Source organism: Streptomyces sp. SID5464 (assembly GCF_009862985.1).
GTDB lineage: Bacteria > Actinomycetota > Actinomycetes > Streptomycetales > Streptomycetaceae > Streptomyces > Streptomyces chartreusis_D.
In genome coordinates, this window is the sequence record NZ_WWIQ01000009.1 from 66,674 (window position 1) to 81,551 (window position 14,878).

Genomic DNA, 14,878 nt, shown 5'->3' on the forward strand with positions numbered 1-14,878 from the left:
AAGATGAAGCCGATCTTGTCCCGGCGCAGCTTGGTCAGCTGCTTGTCCTTCAGGGAGCCGAGCTCGGTGTCGCCGATGCGCACCGACCCGGAGGAGAAGGTGTCGAGACCGGCCACGCAGTGCATCAGGGTCGACTTGCCGGAGCCGGAGGGGCCCATGATGGCGGTGAACTCGGCCTGCCGGAAGTCGACGGAGACCCGGTCCAGGGCGACCACCTGGGTCTCACCCTGTCCGTAGATCTTCGACAGATCCGTGGCGCGCGCGGCCACGGTGGTGGCCCGGTCGGTGAGCGGTGCGGTGGTCACGGGATGGCACTCCTGTCGGACGGCGGTGGTCTTGGAAGGACTCGTTTCCATCGTCCGGGTCCCACGCCGCCGTGTAGTCACCCGTTGTTCCGGTTCCGAGGGCCGACTGCGGTCTGACCGCGAGCGGTGGTGTCATACCTGGGGATGACGAACGCCCCTGAGGGGGCCGGGTGTCGGGCACCGAGCGGGCCGGGTACCCGGGAACGGAGCCGTCAGGGTGTCAAGAACAGGTGGAGTGCCCTTGTTCGGGCGGTGAAATTCCGTCATTCCGCATGCGCCGCCGACGGTCGCACGCAAGGCTATTGGCAAGTGCGGATGGCGCGTTCCGTGTGCTGATGCACCCTCAGACGTCAATAAAATAAGACAACATCGGTCCGCCCTTCCGCTGTTCGGGGGACCCGTCCCGATAGTCTCGGAACCTCGATGCGGAGCCCATGGCCTGCCCGGATGGTGGAATGCAGACACGGCGAGCTTAAACCTCGCTGCCCCTTCGCGGGCGTGCCGGTTCGAGTCCGGCTCCGGGCACCTTCCGATCCCTGTGTGGTCCATTGAGAAGTTCGCGGCATGCCCGTTGACAGCGGTCGCCTGCCGTCAGAGACTCACGTCCGGCAAAGGTGAAAAAAATTTCACCTGACGAACGGAAGGGAAGGGGTCGCCGATGCGCACCACCGTCGGCATCATCGGAGCGGGCCCCGCCGGCCTCCTCCTCGCCCGGCTGCTCCACAACGCCGGCATCGACTCGGTCGTCCTGGAGAGCCGCGACCGCGCCTATGTCGAACGGCGGCAGCGCGCCGGGATCCTGGAGCAGGGCACCGCGGACGTGCTGCGCGCGGCCGGTGCCGGGCAGCGCATGGACCGCGAGGGGCTGCGCCACGACGGCATCGAACTGCGCTTCGACCGCCGGCGCCACCGCGTCGACTTCCCCGCCCTCACCGGCGGACGCTCCGTGATGGTCTACGCCCAGACCGAGGTCTGCAAGGACCTCATCGCCCTCCAGCTCGCCGAGGGCGGTCCGCTGCTGTTCGAGGCGGAGGCGCTGGCCGTGGAGGACGCCGCCACCGACGCCCCGCGCGTCCGCTTCCGGCACCAGGGCCGCGAGGACGTCCTGGAGTGCGAGTACGTCGTCGGCTGCGACGGCTTCTGGGGTGTGGCCCGCAAGGCGATCCCGGCCGAACTGACCCAGGTCTTCGAACGGACGTACCCCTTCGGCTGGCTCGGCATCCTCGCCGACGTGCCGCCCTCGCACAACGAGCTCGTCTACGCCCGCCACGACCGCGGCTTCGCCCTGCTCTCCATGCGCTCGCCGTCGGTCTCCCGCCTCTACCTCCAGGTGCCCGACGGCACCGACGCCGGGGCGTGGAGCGACGAGGAGATCTGGGACGAGCTGGAGCGCCGCTTCGAGACCGCCGACGACTGGCGCCTGGAGCGCGGCCCGATCACCCAGAAGTCGGTCACGCCCATGCGCTCCTACGTCCACGAGCCCATGCGCCACGGCCGCCTCTTCCTCGCGGGCGACGCGGCGCACATCGTGCCGCCCACCGGCGCGAAGGGGCTGAATCTCGCCGTCGGTGACGTCGTGACGTTCGCCCGGGCCCTGACCCACCGGAAGGCGACGGGCTCACCGGAGCTGCTCGACGCCTACTCGGAGACCTGCCTGCGCCGGATCTGGCAGGCCGAACGGTTCTCCTACGACATGACGACCCTCCTGCACCGCGCCCCCGGCACGACCGGCTTCGAGGACCGGCTCCAGCTCGCCCGGCTGGACCGGATCGCCTCCTCCCGCGCGGCCGAGACCGATCTGGCGGAGGGGTACACGGGCTTCCCGTTCGGGTGAGGCCTCGGGCGGCGTAAGGACGGCGTCAGCGGGTGATCTCCGTCCGGTTCCGGACGTGTCGCAGCTTGGTGATGAATGACCCCCTCCGGTGAGGGGAATCACGAAGCCGCGTAGCGTGTTGCGCAGCACGACGAGGGAAAGATCCTCCCCAAGCACTAGGGTCATTCCTTTGCCTACCTATTACTCTTGAGCCAAGGCCACGCAGTGTTGGCCATGGAGGAGTGAAATGAGGAGCAGAAACCCGGTCTTCTCGCGACGGGGGTTCAGCCGCGACAACGGCTACGCGGGCTTCAACACCGCGCCGCAGGCCGGGGGTCCCGCTGTCGCCACCCAGGGCAACCCGTACGCGCAGCCGACGGGCAACCCCTACGCGCAGAACCCGTACGCGCAGAACCCTTACGCCCAGCAGGACCTGCAGTACGGCGCGCCGCCGCAGGCCCCGGCCACCACCGGCCGGATGACCATCGACGACGTCGTCCTGCGCACGGCGAGCACGCTCGGTGTGCTCATCGTCACCGCGGCGCTCTCCTGGGCCCTGCTGCCGGTCGACGACGCCAACATCAGCCGTAGCTACGGCATCGGCATCGGCGCCGCGCTGATCGGCATGGTCCTGGCGTTCGTGCAGTCCTTCAAGCAAAAGGCCTCGCCCGCGCTGATCCTCACGTATGCCGCCTTCGAGGGTGTCTTCCTCGGCGTCGTGTCCAACATCGTCGACAACCGCATCGCCGACGGCGCGGCCATGCAGGCCGTGATCGGCACGATGGCGGTCTTCGCCGGTGTGCTGATCGCCTACAAGGCCGGCTGGATCCGTGTGAACCGCCGCTTCTACGGCTTCGTGATGGCGGCCGCGCTCGGCTTCATCCTGCTGATGACCGTGAACCTGCTGTTCGCGGTGTTCGGCGGCGGTGACGGCCTCGGCTTCCGCAGTGGTGCCCTCGGTGTCGTCTTCGGCGTCATCGGCATCATCCTCGGTGCCTGCTTCCTCGCCCTGGACTTCAAGCAGGTCGAGGACGGCGTCGCCTACGGCGCCCCGCGCGAGGAGGCGTGGCTCGCGGCCTTCGGCCTGACGCTGACGCTGGTGTGGATCTACATGGAGTTCCTGAGGCTCATCTCGATCCTCAACAGCAACGACTAGTACTGATCGGTCAGCACTGAGCGGTCAGCACTGATCGGGCGTACGCGAAGGGCCCCGGCTCCGGCCGGGGCCCTTCGTCGTGGTGCGCGCCTAGAGCAGTTTGCGCGCGGCCCTCCTCAGGTCGTACTCATGGACGATCGCCTTGGCGTGGCCGTACGCCAGGTTGTGTTCGTGCCGGAGCCAGCTGACCTTTTCCTCGAAACGGAAGAGTGCCGGGCCTTCTTCGACGGTGCGCAACCAGTCGGAGATCTCACGACCGGTGCAGTGGGGGATGCGGGCGAGCATGTTGCGATGGGTCTCTTCGGAGAAGACTTGGGACATCGGCGCCTCCGGACGCTGGGATGTAAGCCGGTCCTTCAGGTCACCGTGCCTGAGTGTTCGCCCGTTGGCAACAGTCCCGGTGCGACGCGTACGCTCGCGGCGTGGTTGATACGACGCCTCTGACCCGTGCGGTGGATCACTTCGCCGATCGTTTGAGGGCTGCGCCCCAGAGCCGGTTGCAGCGGGGCGCTGCCGCTGAGGCCCTCGGGCTGGCCCGGGAGTTGGCCCGGAGGGCGCAGGTGCTGGAGGGCATGGAGCCTCGGGAGATGCCGGATGCGGGGATGTTTGCGGCAGCAGATCAGATCACCGTTGCCGTGCATGACCTGGCGGTGGTGATTCCCAGTGCCGCCGACGTCGATGACGCGGTGCGGTTGGTCGAGGAGGCGCAGAAGCGGGCGGGGGTTTGAGCGTCGTTCGCGGATTCGGGTGCGTTGTGGTTGCTGGCGCAGCTCCCCGCTCACCTAGAGGGACGCGATGACCCTGTCGGCCAGGATGTACACGTTCTCCTCGCCGCACTCGAACGTGAGGGTGTACGCGCCGGAGATGCCGGAGCCGCCCAGGAGGATCGGGGTGTGGCCTGCGCGCAGAGCCGCGGCCAGGTGCTCCGCCGTCTCCCGGTGGCCCGGGGTCATGCACAGGGTCGTGCCGTCGGCGAAGACGTAGACGTCGAGGGTGCCCAGCGGGCCCGGGCGGACGTCCGTCAGTTCCACGCGCGAGGAGGCGAGCTCCTCCAGCGTGGCGACCGTGCGCTCGTGGTCGTTCGCCACCGGCGACTGCGTCGGTACGAAGTCCGGGTGGGAGGGGTGGCGGCGGCGGGCCGCGGCCAGCTCCGGGGACTCCGCGGCCGGCTCCTCGGTGTCCGCGCCGGGCTCGGACACCGGCTCCAGACCCGCGAAATCGGCCTGCCGGGGCAGGAACAGGTCGGGGTCGGGCAGACCCGGCAGGGGCGGCGCGTCGGAGGCGTCACGGGCCTCCTGGGCGGCCCAGAACGCCCGTGCCTCGGCGAGCTCCCGCTCGCGCTCCTCCGCGAGTGCCGCCGCGACGGCGGCCCGTATCTCGTCGGTGTCGGCGGGCGTGCGGGCGGAGGGCAGCAGTGCACGGGTGGTGGCGGCGCGGTTCTCGGCCAGCGCGGTGTGCAGGGCCGCGACCTGTCGGCGCAGCTGCAGGACGGTGCGCAGGACGGCGACACCCACGGCGCCCGTGGCGGCCGTGGTGACCAGCAACGCGATCGGCATGGCGCTCACTGACGTACTCCCGGTTCAAAGTCGACCCCCGACTTCCTACATCAGCTTGAAGGGCGGACTAACCAGCTGTCAGTGCGTAACGTCACGAAACGGACAGGGCTTCGGTGTCGGGGGAGGGGGTGGGGCTCCTGTGACCTGGGCTTCTCTGCGCGCAGAGGGAGATAGGTCACATCCTGGGGGAGATTGGATCACAAAACAGCCCAGAATCCCGGGGTTTCCGGGGTTCTGGGCCAAGACCTCACGGTCGGTGCTATGGCGGCTACGGTCAGGCGCTCAGCTGAGGCGCTCGATGACCATGGCCATGCCCTGGCCGCCACCGACGCACATCGTCTCCAGGCCGAACTGCTTGTCGTGGAACTGGAGGGAGTTGATGAGCGTGGTGGTGATGCGGGCGCCGGTCATGCCGAAGGGGTGGCCGACGGCGATGGCGCCGCCGTTGACGTTCAGCTTCTCCAGCGGGATGCCCAGGTCGCGGTAGGAGGGGATCACCTGGGCGGCGAAGGCCTCGTTGATCTCGACCAGGTCGATGTCGTCGATGGTCAGCCCGGCCCGCTTCAGGGCCTGGTTGCTCGCCTCGACCGGGCCGAGGCCCATGATCTCGGGCGAGAGGCCGGAGACGCCGGTCGACACGATGCGGGCGAGCGGGGTGAGGCCCAGCTCGCGGGCCTTGGTGTCGGACATGATCACGAGCGCGGCGGCGCCGTCGTTCAGCGGGCAGCAGTTGCCGGCCGTGACCATGCCGTCGGGGCGGAAGACCGGCTTGAGGCCCTGGACGCCCTCCAGGGTGACGCCGGCCCGGGGGCCGTCGTCCTTGGCGACGACCGTGCCGTCGGGGAGGGTCACCGGGGTGATCTCGCGCTCCCAGAAGCCGTTCTTGATGGCCTCCTCGGCGAGGTTCTGCGAGCGGACGCCGAACTCGTCCATGTCCTGGCGGGTGACGCCCTTGGCGCGGGCGAGGTTCTCGGCGGTCTGGCCCATCGCGATGTACGGGTCGGGCAGCAGGCCGTCCTCGCGCGGGTCGTGCCAGGTGGAGCCCTCGGACTGGGCGGTCGCTTCGGTGCGGGCCTCGGCCTCGGCGAAGAGCGGGTTGTGCGTGCCGGGCATGTCCGAGCTGCCGTTGGCGTAGCGGGAGACCATCTCGACGCCGGCCGAGATGAAGACGTCGCCCTCGCCCGCCTTGATGGCGTGCAGGGCCATGCGGGAGGTCTGGAGGGAGGAGGAGCAGTACCGGGTGATGGTGCAGCCCGGCAGGTGGTCCATCCCCATCTGCACGGCGACGATGCGGCCGAGGTTGTGGCCCTGCTCGCCGCCGGGCAGGCCGCAGCCGAGCATCAGGTCGTCGATGTCCTTCGGGTCCAGCTCGGGGACCTTGGCCAGGGCGGCCTGGACGATCGTGGCGGTCAGGTCGTCCGGGCGGAGGTCCTTGAGGGAGCCCTTGACGGCGCGGCCGATGGGGGAGCGGGCGGCTGAGACGATCACGGCTTCGGGCATCACGGCTCCATTGACGTACCGGGTGGTCTGGCTGGGCTGTCTGGGAAGTTACCCGTACGTATGGGCTGGGTCACGGGTGTGGCGGTGTGACCCTGACCGCAGTTTTCTAAGCGCTTGCTTTTCCGGCCTCCCCGGACTTCTCGTCAGCTCGACGGCGTGGCAGGGGTCGGCTCCTGCTCGGGTACCCGCCTGCGCCGCCGGCGCTTCAGCAGCGCCCACGGTCCCCTCGGACCGCTCGGCATGGCGGCCGTGACCTCCGTACCCGCCTCCGACGCGGCCTCCGCCGCCGCCCGGGCCACCGGCAGGAAGCCCTCGCGGCGGGAGGCGTCCGGGCGCTCCTCCTCGGCCGGCCACAGGCCCAGGGAGGCGCAGACGGTCGGCAGGACGGCCATCGCCGCCGTCGCGTAGCCCTCGGCGGAGGGGTGGTAGTTGTCCGGGCCGAACAGCTCGCGCGGGTTCGCGGCGAACTCGGGGCCGAGCAGGTCGCCCAGGGACACGGTGCGGCCGCCCTGTTCGACGACTCCGATCGTCTGGGCGGCCGCCAGCTGACGGGAGGCCCGTCGGGCCAGCCACCGCAAGGGCTGCTGGACCGGCTCGATGGTGCCCAGGTCGGGGCAGGTGCCGACCACCACCTCCGAGCCGGCGGTGCGCAGCCGCCGTACCGCCGAGGACAGGTGGCGGACCGAGCGGGTCGGGGGCATGCGGTGGGTGACGTCGTTCGCGCCGACCATGATCACGCAGATGTCAGGCACTGGGCCGGGGTCGGACAGCACCAGGGCCACCTGGCGGTCCAGGTCGTCCGAGCGGGCCCCGGGCGTGGCCACCGTGCGCAGCTCCACCGGGCGTTCCGCCAGGGCCGCGAGCCCCGAGGCCAGCAGCGCGCCCGGGGTCTGCCCCGCCCGGTGCACGCCCTGGCCGGCGGCCGTGGAGTCGCCCAGCATCGTCAGCCGCAGCGGTGCGTCGGCGGGGCCGGTGTACGTTCGGCCGTACAGTCCGTCCGCGTTCGGCACGTGCGGTGACGTGCCGTTGCCCACCCGGCGCCGCGCCAGCTGCACCTCCGCCAGCACCAGCCCCACGGCGGCCGCCCCGGCCAGCCCGATCCCGCCACCGCCGTACGCCGCGCCCGCCGCGATCCGCCGGGCCACCCGCGCCCTCGACATGCTCGTCATGCGTCGCCGCCACCTCCTCGAACCCTTACACCCAGTGCTTGCCCCGTGCAGACCGTCGCCCAATCTCAACAGCGAGTGAACGACCGTCACGGATGACCGGCAGGCCATAGGCTGGCGGCACCAACCACGACCACTTCTGCGGCAAACCGGAGACAACGGTGCAGTTCCACGACTCGATGATCAGTCTCGTCGGCAACACCCCGCTGGTGAGGCTCAACAGCGTGACCAAGGGCATCAGGGCGACCGTCCTGGCCAAGGTGGAGTACTTCAACCCCGGCGGGTCCGTGAAGGACCGCATCGCCCTGCGCATGATCGAGGCGGCCGAGGAGAGCGGCGCGCTCAAGCCGGGCGGCACGATCGTCGAGCCGACCAGCGGGAACACCGGCGTGGGTCTCGCCATCGTGGCGCAGCAGAAGGGGTACAAGTGCATCTTCGTGTGCCCCGACAAGGTGAGCACCGACAAGATCAACGTGCTGCGCGCGTACGGCGCCGAGGTGGTCGTGTGCCCGACCGCCGTGGACCCCGAGCACCCGGACTCCTACTACAACGTCTCCGACCGGCTGGTCCGTGAGACGCCCGGCGCCTGGAAGCCCGACCAGTACTCCAACCCGAACAACCCCCTCTCCCACTACCACTCCACCGGCCCCGAGCTGTGGGAGCAGACGGAGGGGAAGATCACCCACTTCGTGGCGGGCGTGGGCACCGGCGGCACCATCTCCGGGACCGGCCGCTACCTGAAGGAGATCAGCGACGGCAAGGTGAAGGTCGTCGGCGCCGACCCCGAGGGGTCCGTCTACTCCGGCGGGTCCGGTCGGCCGTACCTCGTGGAGGGCGTCGGTGAGGACTTCTGGCCCACCGCCTACGACCGGACCGTCGCGGACGAGATCGTCGCCGTGTCCGACAAGGACTCCTTCCAGATGACCCGCCGCCTGGCCAAGGAGGAGGGCCTGCTGGTGGGCGGCTCCTGCGGCATGGCGGTCGTCGCCGCGCTGGAGGTCGCCGAGCGGCTCGGCCCGGACGACGTCGTCGTGGTCCTGCTGCCGGACAGCGGCCGCGGCTACCTCAGCAAGATCTTCAACGACGAGTGGATGGCCGACTACGGCTTCCTGGAGGACTCGGGCCCCAGCGCCCGCGTCGGCGACGTCCTGAACGACAAGGAGGGCGACCGCATGCCCTCCCTCGTCCACATGCACCCGGAGGAGACGGTCGGCCAGGCCATCGACGTGCTGCGCGAGTACGGCGTCTCGCAGATGCCGGTCGTCAAGCCGGGCGCGGGCCACCCCGACGTGATGGCCGCCGAGGTCGTCGGCTCGGTCGTGGAACGCGAGCTGCTGGACGCGCTGTTCAGCAAGAGCGCCTCGCTCGACGACCCGCTGGAGAAGCACATGTCCGGCCCGCTGCCCCAGGTCGGCTCCGGCGAACCCGTCGCCGACCTGATGGCCGTCCTCGGCAAGGCGGACGCGGCGATCGTCCTCGTCGAGGGCAAGCCGACCGGTGTGGTCAGCCGGCAGGACCTGCTGTCCTTCCTCGCCCGGTCCGCGAAGTGACGGCGAACGGCCGGTGAACCACCGGTTGACCGGGTGCACTTGCCGTTCGTCCGCGATCTTCGTGGACTTCGCGGAAGTGGTACGAGCGCGACACGTTCGCGCAGCACCCGCTTAACACGAGTCCTGCACATTGGTGGGTGTCGGCAGGGCGGGAGCGGCTCCCCGCCCCGGCCGGCGCCGTTGGCGTCAAGGACCTCCGGAGCGGCTCCCGGACCTCCACCGACGTCACAGACGCGGGGGCCCGGCCTGACCAGGTCCGCGTCTCACGCGGGGACCGCCGTCGTCCCGCCCCCCGGTCACGGGGGTGCGGCGGTCCCCGCGCATTTCTCCGTGCGGGCGTCAGAGGGCCGGTTTCTCTTGCGGCACCGGCCTGTTGCTTTTCGCGCCTCAGCCGGCCCGGCTCGTCACCCAACTCCCCAGCAGCGCGAGCCGCTCCGCCGTCTCGGAGCCCGGCTCGGGCGTGTACGCCACGACCGTCTGGTCCGGTGCGGCCGGGATCGTGAGGGTCTCGTACGGGAGGTTCAGCAGGCCCGCGACCGGATGCCGGATCTGCTTCACCCCGTGGTCGCAGGGCTTGACCAGGTGGTCGGCCCACAGGCGGCGGAAGTCTTCGCTGGCGGCGGAGAGTTCCCCGACGAGCCGGCCCATCGCCGCGTCGTCCGGGTGGTGCCCCGCTTTCAGACGGAGGTGGGCGACCGTCTGGGAGGCGATCGCCGGCCAGTCGGGGTAGAGGTCGCGGGCGGTGGGGTCGAGGAAGACACGGCGGGGCAGGTTGCGGTCGGCGGGGGCCCTGTCGCTGAAGCCGACCACGGCGTCGCCGAGGGCGTTCCAGGCGAGGACGTCCATGCGGTGGTCCAGCACGTACGCCGGGTTGCGGTCCAAGCCGTCCAGGATCAGCTGGACACCCGGGCGCACGCGGGACGCGGACACGGTTGGCCGGGCCGCGGATTCGCGGGACGCGGCCGGAGCGCCCTCGGTCCGCCGAGGCGGCCGGGCGACCGCCCGCAGATACTCCTGCTCCGCCTCGTCGAGCCGCAGCACCCGCGCGACGGCGTCCAGCACGGCGTCCGACACGCTCGGTCCCCTGCCCTGCTCGAGGCGGATGTAGTAGTCGACGCTCACCCCGGCCAGCTGCGCCACCTCCTCACGACGCAGACCCGGGACCCGGCGGCGGCCGTACGAGGCCAGCCCCACCTCCTCCGGCTGGATACGGGCGCGGCGCGAGCGCAGGAAGTCTCCCAGTTCTCCGTCCATGGGCCCGAGCCTAGGCGCCCCGGGGCCGGCGAACCTGGTACTGCCGGACCCAGGAAAAGCGCCGCCCTGGGTACGGCCGCCGAGAGAACCGAGGGTGGTGGACGAGGCCGGGGAGACGCCCCGGCCACCGCCGAGGGGAACACTCCATGCCGTACGAGAACCTGGCCGGCCGCACCGCCGTCGTCACCGGAGCCGCGAGCGGCATCGGCGAGGCCGTCGCCGTGCTGCTGGCAGCCCAGGGGGCGCGGGTGGCGCTGCTGGCCCGGCGTGAGGAACGGCTCGCGGCGATCGCCGGGAAGATCCGCGCCGACGGCGGGCAGGCCCTGGCCGTCGTCGCGGACGTCACCGACGAGGCGTCCGTGGCCGGCGCCTGCGACCGGATCCACACGGAGTACGGGCCCGTCGACCTGGTCGTCAACGCCGCCGGCGTCATGCTGCCGCACCCCGTCGACGCCCGGCGCGGCGACGAGTGGCAGCGGATGCTCGACACCAACGTCACAGGCGTGCTGCGGATGATCGGCGCCTTCACCGCCGACCTGGTGGGCGCCGCCCAGGACGGCCGTACCGCCGACATCGTGAACATCTCGTCCATCGCCGCGCACGTCAGCTTCCCGAACTACGCGGTGTACGGCGCCACCAAGGCGGCCGTCACCCATCTGTCGGAGTCCCTGCGCGGCGAGTTCGGGCCGCGGGACGTCCGGGTCACCAACATCGAGCCCGGGTTCGTCGAGAGCGAGCTGCGCACGCACATCGCCGACGCGGAACTCTCCCGGCAGGTGGAGGGCATGCTGGCCGAGGTGGGCGCGCTGTCCGCCGAGGAGCTCGCCGACCTGGTCGCCTACGTGACGAGCCGCCCGCGCCGGGTCAACCTGCGGCAGATCGTCGCGCTGCCGACCCGGCAGGTCTGAACGGCGTGCGCCCGCTCAGTCCTCCCAGTCGCTGCCCTGGGAGGACTTGCGGCGGCCGCCGAACAGGCCCGGGTTGGTGCGCGCGGCCTGCACGACGTTGACGCCGACGATGCCCGCCCAGGCGGCGAGCAGGCCGGGCAGATGGCCCACGCCCCCGCCGATCGCGGACAGCGGCACCGCGAGGACCAGGGAGACGATCCCGAAGCCGAAACGCTCCCCCCAGGAGTCCGTGGCCCGCGGCGACCGGGACTCCCGGGCCGTCTGCATCTGCTGCTCGGCGAGCTGCCGGCGCACCCGGCGCTCCACCGCGCCGTCGATCCGCTGGTCGACCTTCTCCAGGAACGAGTCGACCAGCGCGGACTCGTACTCCTCGCCCAGCTCCCTGCGCGCGTGCAGGGTGGCGTCGAGTTCCTTCTTCAGGTCGGTGTCCCGCGCGTCCATTCCGGTCATGTCACTCACGGTAGAAAGCCGGGGCGCCGACCGCACTGGGGTTAGCCCCCGTGTCGGGGCTGGGGTTCGCGGGCGCGGGGCGGGGCCGGCCCTTCGGTCCCGCTTGCCGGTCTGCATATGCTCATGCAGAATCCTCAGCTACTGAATAGGCGAGGGGGAGCACGTCATGAGCGTGACCGACAGCCCTGCCGCGCGGTTGCAGGCTCTCTTCGAGGGCCACCGGCTGACGCCGACCCAGCGGCGCATCGCGCACAGCATGGTGCGGCGCGCCGCCGACGTGCCCTTCCTGTCGAGCGTGGAGCTCGCCGAGCTGGCCGGGGTCAGCCAGCCGTCCGTGACCCGCTTCGCCGTCGCCCTCGGCTTCGACGGCTACCCGGCCCTGCGCCGCCACCTGCGCGAGGTCGCCCCCGCCGAAACCGCCGCGGACGCCGGGTCCTCCAACGAGTACCAGCAGGCCGTCGAGGCCGAGATCGAGAACCTGCGGCACCTGGCGGAGGCCCTGGCCGACCCCGGGCCCGTGCAGCGCGCGGGGCGCCTCCTCGCCGCCTCCCGGCCGCTCCCCGTCCTCGGGCTGCGGGCGGCAGCCGCCCAGGCGCACGGCTTCGCCTACTTCGCCGCCAAGGTCCACCCCGACGTGCGGCTCCTCAACGAGGGCGGCACGATGCTCCACGACCGCATCGACGCCGCCGTCCGGGCCGGTGCGACCGCACTGCTGTGCTTCGCGCTGCCCCGGCATCCCCGCGAGGTCGTCGACACCCTCGACTACGCCAGACAGGCCGGGCTGACCGTCGTCACGGTCGCCGACTCCGCCTTCGCACCGGTGGCCAAGGTGTCCGACCTGCTGCTCCCCGCCGCCGTCGGCACCGGCCTCGCCTTCGACACGGCCTGCGCCCCGATGCTGCTCGGCCGGGTCCTGCTGGAGGCGATGTGCGACGACCTGCCCCAGGCCCAGTCCCGCCTGGAGGAGTTCGACGTGAAGGCCGCGGCGCGGGGGCTGTTCGTCGACTGACGGCACGGGCACCGCATTCTCAGACTCGTCTCACGTTGTGTCGCTAATGTGCCTCTCCTGAAACGCCCTTCAGACGCTTCGGAGACCGAACGGAGGCTGAACGTGACGCGCGGAGGACAAGGGCTGGCTCGGGTGGCCGTCGTCGTACGGGCGGGGGCGTCCCCGCTATGGTGGCTGGGTGTGTTCGCGGCGGGCATCGGCCTGCTGCACCCGGGACTGACGGGCCGCCGCATCGGCGTCCTGGCCGGGGCGGCACTGTTCGTCCTGGCGACGGCCGCGGTGGCCTACGGACGCCGCAAGCGCTACGTCGCCCTCGCCGCCTCCGCGGCCCGCGCCGGTAAACACGACGTCCTCCAGGACCGCGCGGTCACGACCCGCAACTGGCGCCGCGCCCACCGCTGGTGGCTCCTCCTCGCCTTCCTCGCCGCCCTGGGCAGCGCCTTCGCCGTGCCCGCCGCGGCCGGTCTGCTCCTGGCCGGCTGCGGCGCGGGCCTGTGGCTGAAGGCCGCGTGGCTCGGCCGCCGCGAGCGTGCGGACGAGGTGCTGCTGTGGGTGCGGGTGGACTGGCTGCGCCACGGCGCGGGCGGCCCAGCGGGCAAGCCGGTCAAGGGCTACCGCAGCACGGGCATCGCGGCCGGTGACGCGGCTCCCGGCGGGGCGCGAAGGAAAACGCCGGCGCTCGTGTGATCGGGCAGGGGGAGACCGGCCCCGGGGCGCGGACCGCTTTCGACGTGTGGCTACGCCGCGTGGGCGCGACCAGCCGCGATGAACCGGCAGCCGGGGGCTACGAGAACCCCCACGGCGCCCGGCCGCCCAGCAGCGCAGCGACATGCGCCCCTCCGGACTCCGCCACCACCTCCTCGACCGTCTGCGCCTCCCGCACCACCGCGAAGGCGACACCGCCCTCCCGGCCCGGGCCGAAGCCGTACACCCCGGGCCGGACCAGCGAGTTGTACGCATAGTGGTGCGCGAAGTAGTACGCCCCGGTGTCCAGCGCCGCCGCGAAGTCCCCCTGCTCCAGCAACGGCAGCGCACACCCCTCGGCCAGCAGGTCGCCCGAGAAGCACGCCGGTCCGGCCACGTCCTGCACCACGGCCGGACCCTCCTTCGGGCGCCCCTCGGAGTCGTACCCGGCGATCCTCAGCGGCCAGGCCCCCGGCGCGTACACCGTCCGCGTCGCGACCTGCACGCCCGCGTGCGTGACCGCCACCGGCCGGCCGCCCGCGCTCTTGGCGTACTCGACCCGCGCCACGACCGTCCCGTGCTTCGCCAGCAGTGACCGTCCGAACTCCGTCACCAGCCCGTACCGCCCGTCGAACAGCCCGGGCACCTCCTCGGCCAGCATCCGCGCGTACTGCGCGTACGTCGGCGTCGTCGCGTCCGACGCGAAGTTCACCGGCAGCCCGCCGCCGATGTCGAGCGTGTCGATCTGCCGCCGCCCGGCCCGCCGGTTGATCTCCTCCGCCAGCTCGTACGTCTCCGCCACGCCCCGGGCCATCAGGGACAGCGGGACCCCCTGGGACCCGGTGTGCGCGTGCAGCCGGGTCAGCCACGGCCGGTCCAGATACGCCCGCACGACCCACTCCCGGGCACCCTCGTCGCGCAGCGCCACCCCGAACTTCGACGTCGCCGTGGCCGTGGACGTCGCCTCGATGGAACCCCCGCCGATCTGCGGGTTCACCCGTAGGCCGAGCGGGGAGCGGCCGGCGCCGGACTTCATCAGGCCGTCGATGCGCTCCAGCTCCTGCGGATTGTCCGCGTTGACGGCGATGCCCAGCGCCAGCGCCTCGCGCAGCTCCCCGGGCGTCTTGGCCGGCGAGTCCAGCACCGTCATCTCCGGGCCCAGCCCCGCCGCCCGCGCCAGCGCCAGCTCGCCCGGGCTCGCCACCTCCGCCCCGACGCCCTCCTCGCGCAGCAGCCGCAGCACCGGCACCAGCGGGGTCGCCTTCACCGCGAAGGCGTGCAGCACGGGCGTGCCCGGCGCGACGACCGCGTCGAACGCGGCCCGCAGCTCCGCAGCCGACTCCCGGATGCCGGTGACGTCCAGCAGCCCGACGATGGGGCTGTCGGGCCCGAGCAGCCCCTGCTCCACGGCGGCCCGTACCGCCTCGTCCCGCCGGGCCGCGCGCCCGGCGCCGGAGTCGCGTGCCTCTGCCGCCTCGATGTGTGCGCCCATGCATCCAGCCAAACATCCACGGCACCGCCGCGCCG

At 71.7% G+C, this 14,878-nt stretch carries 15 protein-coding genes and 1 tRNA gene; 8 read left to right on the forward strand and 8 right to left on the reverse strand.

Annotated elements, in window-relative coordinates:
• Nucleotides 1–305, reverse strand: a 305-nt coding sequence (locus tag GTY47_RS08715) for an ATP-binding cassette domain-containing protein (RefSeq protein WP_010034466.1), incomplete at its 3' end; no start/stop codon positions are given.
• Between the two features lie 441 nt (nucleotides 306–746).
• Here GTY47_RS08715 and GTY47_RS08720 point away from each other — a divergent pair.
• From GTY47_RS08720 to GTY47_RS08730, 3 genes are all read left to right on the forward strand, one after another.
• Nucleotides 747–830 (forward strand) — tRNA-Leu (locus GTY47_RS08720).
• A gap of 133 nt (nucleotides 831–963) precedes the next feature.
• Entirely contained in the window at nucleotides 964–2,139 is a 1,176-nt protein-coding gene (locus tag GTY47_RS08725; protein WP_010034468.1) for a 4-hydroxybenzoate 3-monooxygenase, read from the forward strand.
• A 226-nt stretch (nucleotides 2,140–2,365) separates the two neighbouring features.
• A complete protein-coding gene (locus GTY47_RS08730) occupies nucleotides 2,366–3,274 on the forward strand; it encodes a Bax inhibitor-1/YccA family protein (RefSeq protein ID WP_010034470.1) in 909 nt (302 codons plus the stop codon).
• Between the two features lie 90 nt (nucleotides 3,275–3,364).
• On the opposite strand, the gene GTY47_RS08735 is transcribed toward GTY47_RS08730, so the two are convergent.
• The gene (locus tag GTY47_RS08735; RefSeq protein WP_010034472.1) at nucleotides 3,365–3,595 is read right to left on the reverse strand and encodes a DUF4287 domain-containing protein; all 231 of its coding nucleotides are present in this window, start codon (nucleotides 3,593–3,595) and stop codon (nucleotides 3,365–3,367) included.
• A 101-nt stretch (nucleotides 3,596–3,696) separates the two neighbouring features.
• Here GTY47_RS08735 and GTY47_RS08740 point away from each other — a divergent pair, with 101 nt between their 5' ends.
• A complete protein-coding gene (locus GTY47_RS08740) occupies nucleotides 3,697–4,002 on the forward strand; it encodes a hypothetical protein (RefSeq protein ID WP_029180791.1) in 306 nt (101 codons plus the stop codon).
• Nucleotides 4,003–4,056: 54 nt separating this feature from the next.
• Here the strand turns inward: GTY47_RS08740 and GTY47_RS08745 are convergent, their stop codons facing one another.
• From GTY47_RS08745 to GTY47_RS08755, 3 genes are all read right to left on the reverse strand, one after another.
• The gene (locus GTY47_RS08745) at nucleotides 4,057–4,839 is read right to left on the reverse strand and encodes a hypothetical protein (protein WP_029180792.1); all 783 of its coding nucleotides are present in this window, start codon (nucleotides 4,837–4,839) and stop codon (nucleotides 4,057–4,059) included.
• Between the two features lie 273 nt (nucleotides 4,840–5,112).
• Nucleotides 5,113–6,330, reverse strand: a complete 1,218-nt coding sequence (locus GTY47_RS08750; RefSeq protein ID WP_010034484.1) for an acetyl-CoA C-acetyltransferase — start codon at nucleotides 6,328–6,330, stop codon at nucleotides 5,113–5,115.
• A gap of 143 nt (nucleotides 6,331–6,473) precedes the next feature.
• A complete protein-coding gene (locus GTY47_RS08755) occupies nucleotides 6,474–7,499 on the reverse strand; it encodes an SGNH/GDSL hydrolase family protein (RefSeq protein WP_010034486.1) in 1,026 nt (341 codons plus the stop codon).
• Nucleotides 7,500–7,657: 158 nt separating this feature from the next.
• Here GTY47_RS08755 and GTY47_RS08760 point away from each other — a divergent pair, with 158 nt between their 5' ends.
• Entirely contained in the window at nucleotides 7,658–9,046 is a 1,389-nt protein-coding gene (locus tag GTY47_RS08760) for a cystathionine beta-synthase (RefSeq protein WP_010034489.1), read from the forward strand.
• A 387-nt stretch (nucleotides 9,047–9,433) separates the two neighbouring features.
• Here GTY47_RS08760 and GTY47_RS08765 read toward each other — a convergent pair whose 3' ends face one another.
• Entirely contained in the window at nucleotides 9,434–10,300 is an 867-nt protein-coding gene (locus tag GTY47_RS08765) for a helix-turn-helix transcriptional regulator (RefSeq protein WP_010034490.1), read from the reverse strand.
• Nucleotides 10,301–10,446: 146 nt separating this feature from the next.
• Here GTY47_RS08765 and GTY47_RS08770 point away from each other — a divergent pair, with 146 nt between their 5' ends.
• The gene (locus GTY47_RS08770) at nucleotides 10,447–11,208 is read left to right on the forward strand and encodes an SDR family oxidoreductase (protein WP_010034494.1); all 762 of its coding nucleotides are present in this window, start codon (nucleotides 10,447–10,449) and stop codon (nucleotides 11,206–11,208) included.
• A 15-nt stretch (nucleotides 11,209–11,223) separates the two neighbouring features.
• Here the strand turns inward: GTY47_RS08770 and GTY47_RS08775 are convergent, their stop codons facing one another.
• Nucleotides 11,224–11,649: a hypothetical protein gene (locus GTY47_RS08775; RefSeq protein ID WP_010034496.1), complete on the reverse strand. Its 426-nt coding sequence runs from the start codon at nucleotides 11,647–11,649 to the stop codon at nucleotides 11,224–11,226.
• A 175-nt stretch (nucleotides 11,650–11,824) separates the two neighbouring features.
• Here GTY47_RS08775 and GTY47_RS08780 point away from each other — a divergent pair, with 175 nt between their 5' ends.
• Both GTY47_RS08780 and GTY47_RS08785 read left to right on the forward strand, forming a co-directional pair.
• Nucleotides 11,825–12,667 (forward strand): MurR/RpiR family transcriptional regulator, encoded by an 843-nt coding sequence (locus GTY47_RS08780; RefSeq protein ID WP_010034500.1) that lies wholly within the window; start codon nucleotides 11,825–11,827, stop codon nucleotides 12,665–12,667.
• Between the two features lie 102 nt (nucleotides 12,668–12,769).
• Nucleotides 12,770–13,354, forward strand: a complete 585-nt coding sequence (locus tag GTY47_RS08785; protein ID WP_029180793.1) for a hypothetical protein — start codon at nucleotides 12,770–12,772, stop codon at nucleotides 13,352–13,354.
• A gap of 97 nt (nucleotides 13,355–13,451) precedes the next feature.
• On the opposite strand, the gene GTY47_RS08790 is transcribed toward GTY47_RS08785, so the two are convergent.
• The gene (locus tag GTY47_RS08790; RefSeq protein ID WP_010034522.1) at nucleotides 13,452–14,843 is read right to left on the reverse strand and encodes a hypothetical protein; all 1,392 of its coding nucleotides are present in this window, start codon (nucleotides 14,841–14,843) and stop codon (nucleotides 13,452–13,454) included.
• Nucleotides 14,844–14,878: the final 35 nt, after the last annotated feature.

Excerpts from the sequence above, each read along its gene's own strand:
- GTY47_RS08725 (WP_010034468.1), top strand. The coding sequence starts at position 964 with ATGCGCACCACCGTCGGCATCATCGGAGCGGGCCCCGCCGGCCTCCTC.
- GTY47_RS08730 (WP_010034470.1), top strand. The coding sequence starts at position 2,366 with ATGAGGAGCAGAAACCCGGTCTTCTCGCGACGGGGGTTCAGCCGCGAC.
- GTY47_RS08735 (WP_010034472.1), bottom strand. The coding sequence starts at position 3,595 with ATGTCCCAAGTCTTCTCCGAAGAGACCCATCGCAACATGCTCGCCCGC.
- GTY47_RS08750 (WP_010034484.1), bottom strand. The coding sequence starts at position 6,330 with ATGCCCGAAGCCGTGATCGTCTCAGCCGCCCGCTCCCCCATCGGCCGC.
- GTY47_RS08755 (WP_010034486.1), bottom strand. The coding sequence starts at position 7,499 with ATGACGAGCATGTCGAGGGCGCGGGTGGCCCGGCGGATCGCGGCGGGC.
- GTY47_RS08765 (WP_010034490.1), bottom strand. The coding sequence starts at position 10,300 with ATGGACGGAGAACTGGGAGACTTCCTGCGCTCGCGCCGCGCCCGTATC.
- GTY47_RS08770 (WP_010034494.1), top strand. The coding sequence starts at position 10,447 with ATGCCGTACGAGAACCTGGCCGGCCGCACCGCCGTCGTCACCGGAGCC.
- GTY47_RS08775 (WP_010034496.1), bottom strand. The coding sequence starts at position 11,649 with ATGGACGCGCGGGACACCGACCTGAAGAAGGAACTCGACGCCACCCTG.
- GTY47_RS08780 (WP_010034500.1), top strand. The coding sequence starts at position 11,825 with ATGAGCGTGACCGACAGCCCTGCCGCGCGGTTGCAGGCTCTCTTCGAG.
- GTY47_RS08790 (WP_010034522.1), bottom strand. The coding sequence starts at position 14,843 with ATGGGCGCACACATCGAGGCGGCAGAGGCACGCGACTCCGGCGCCGGG.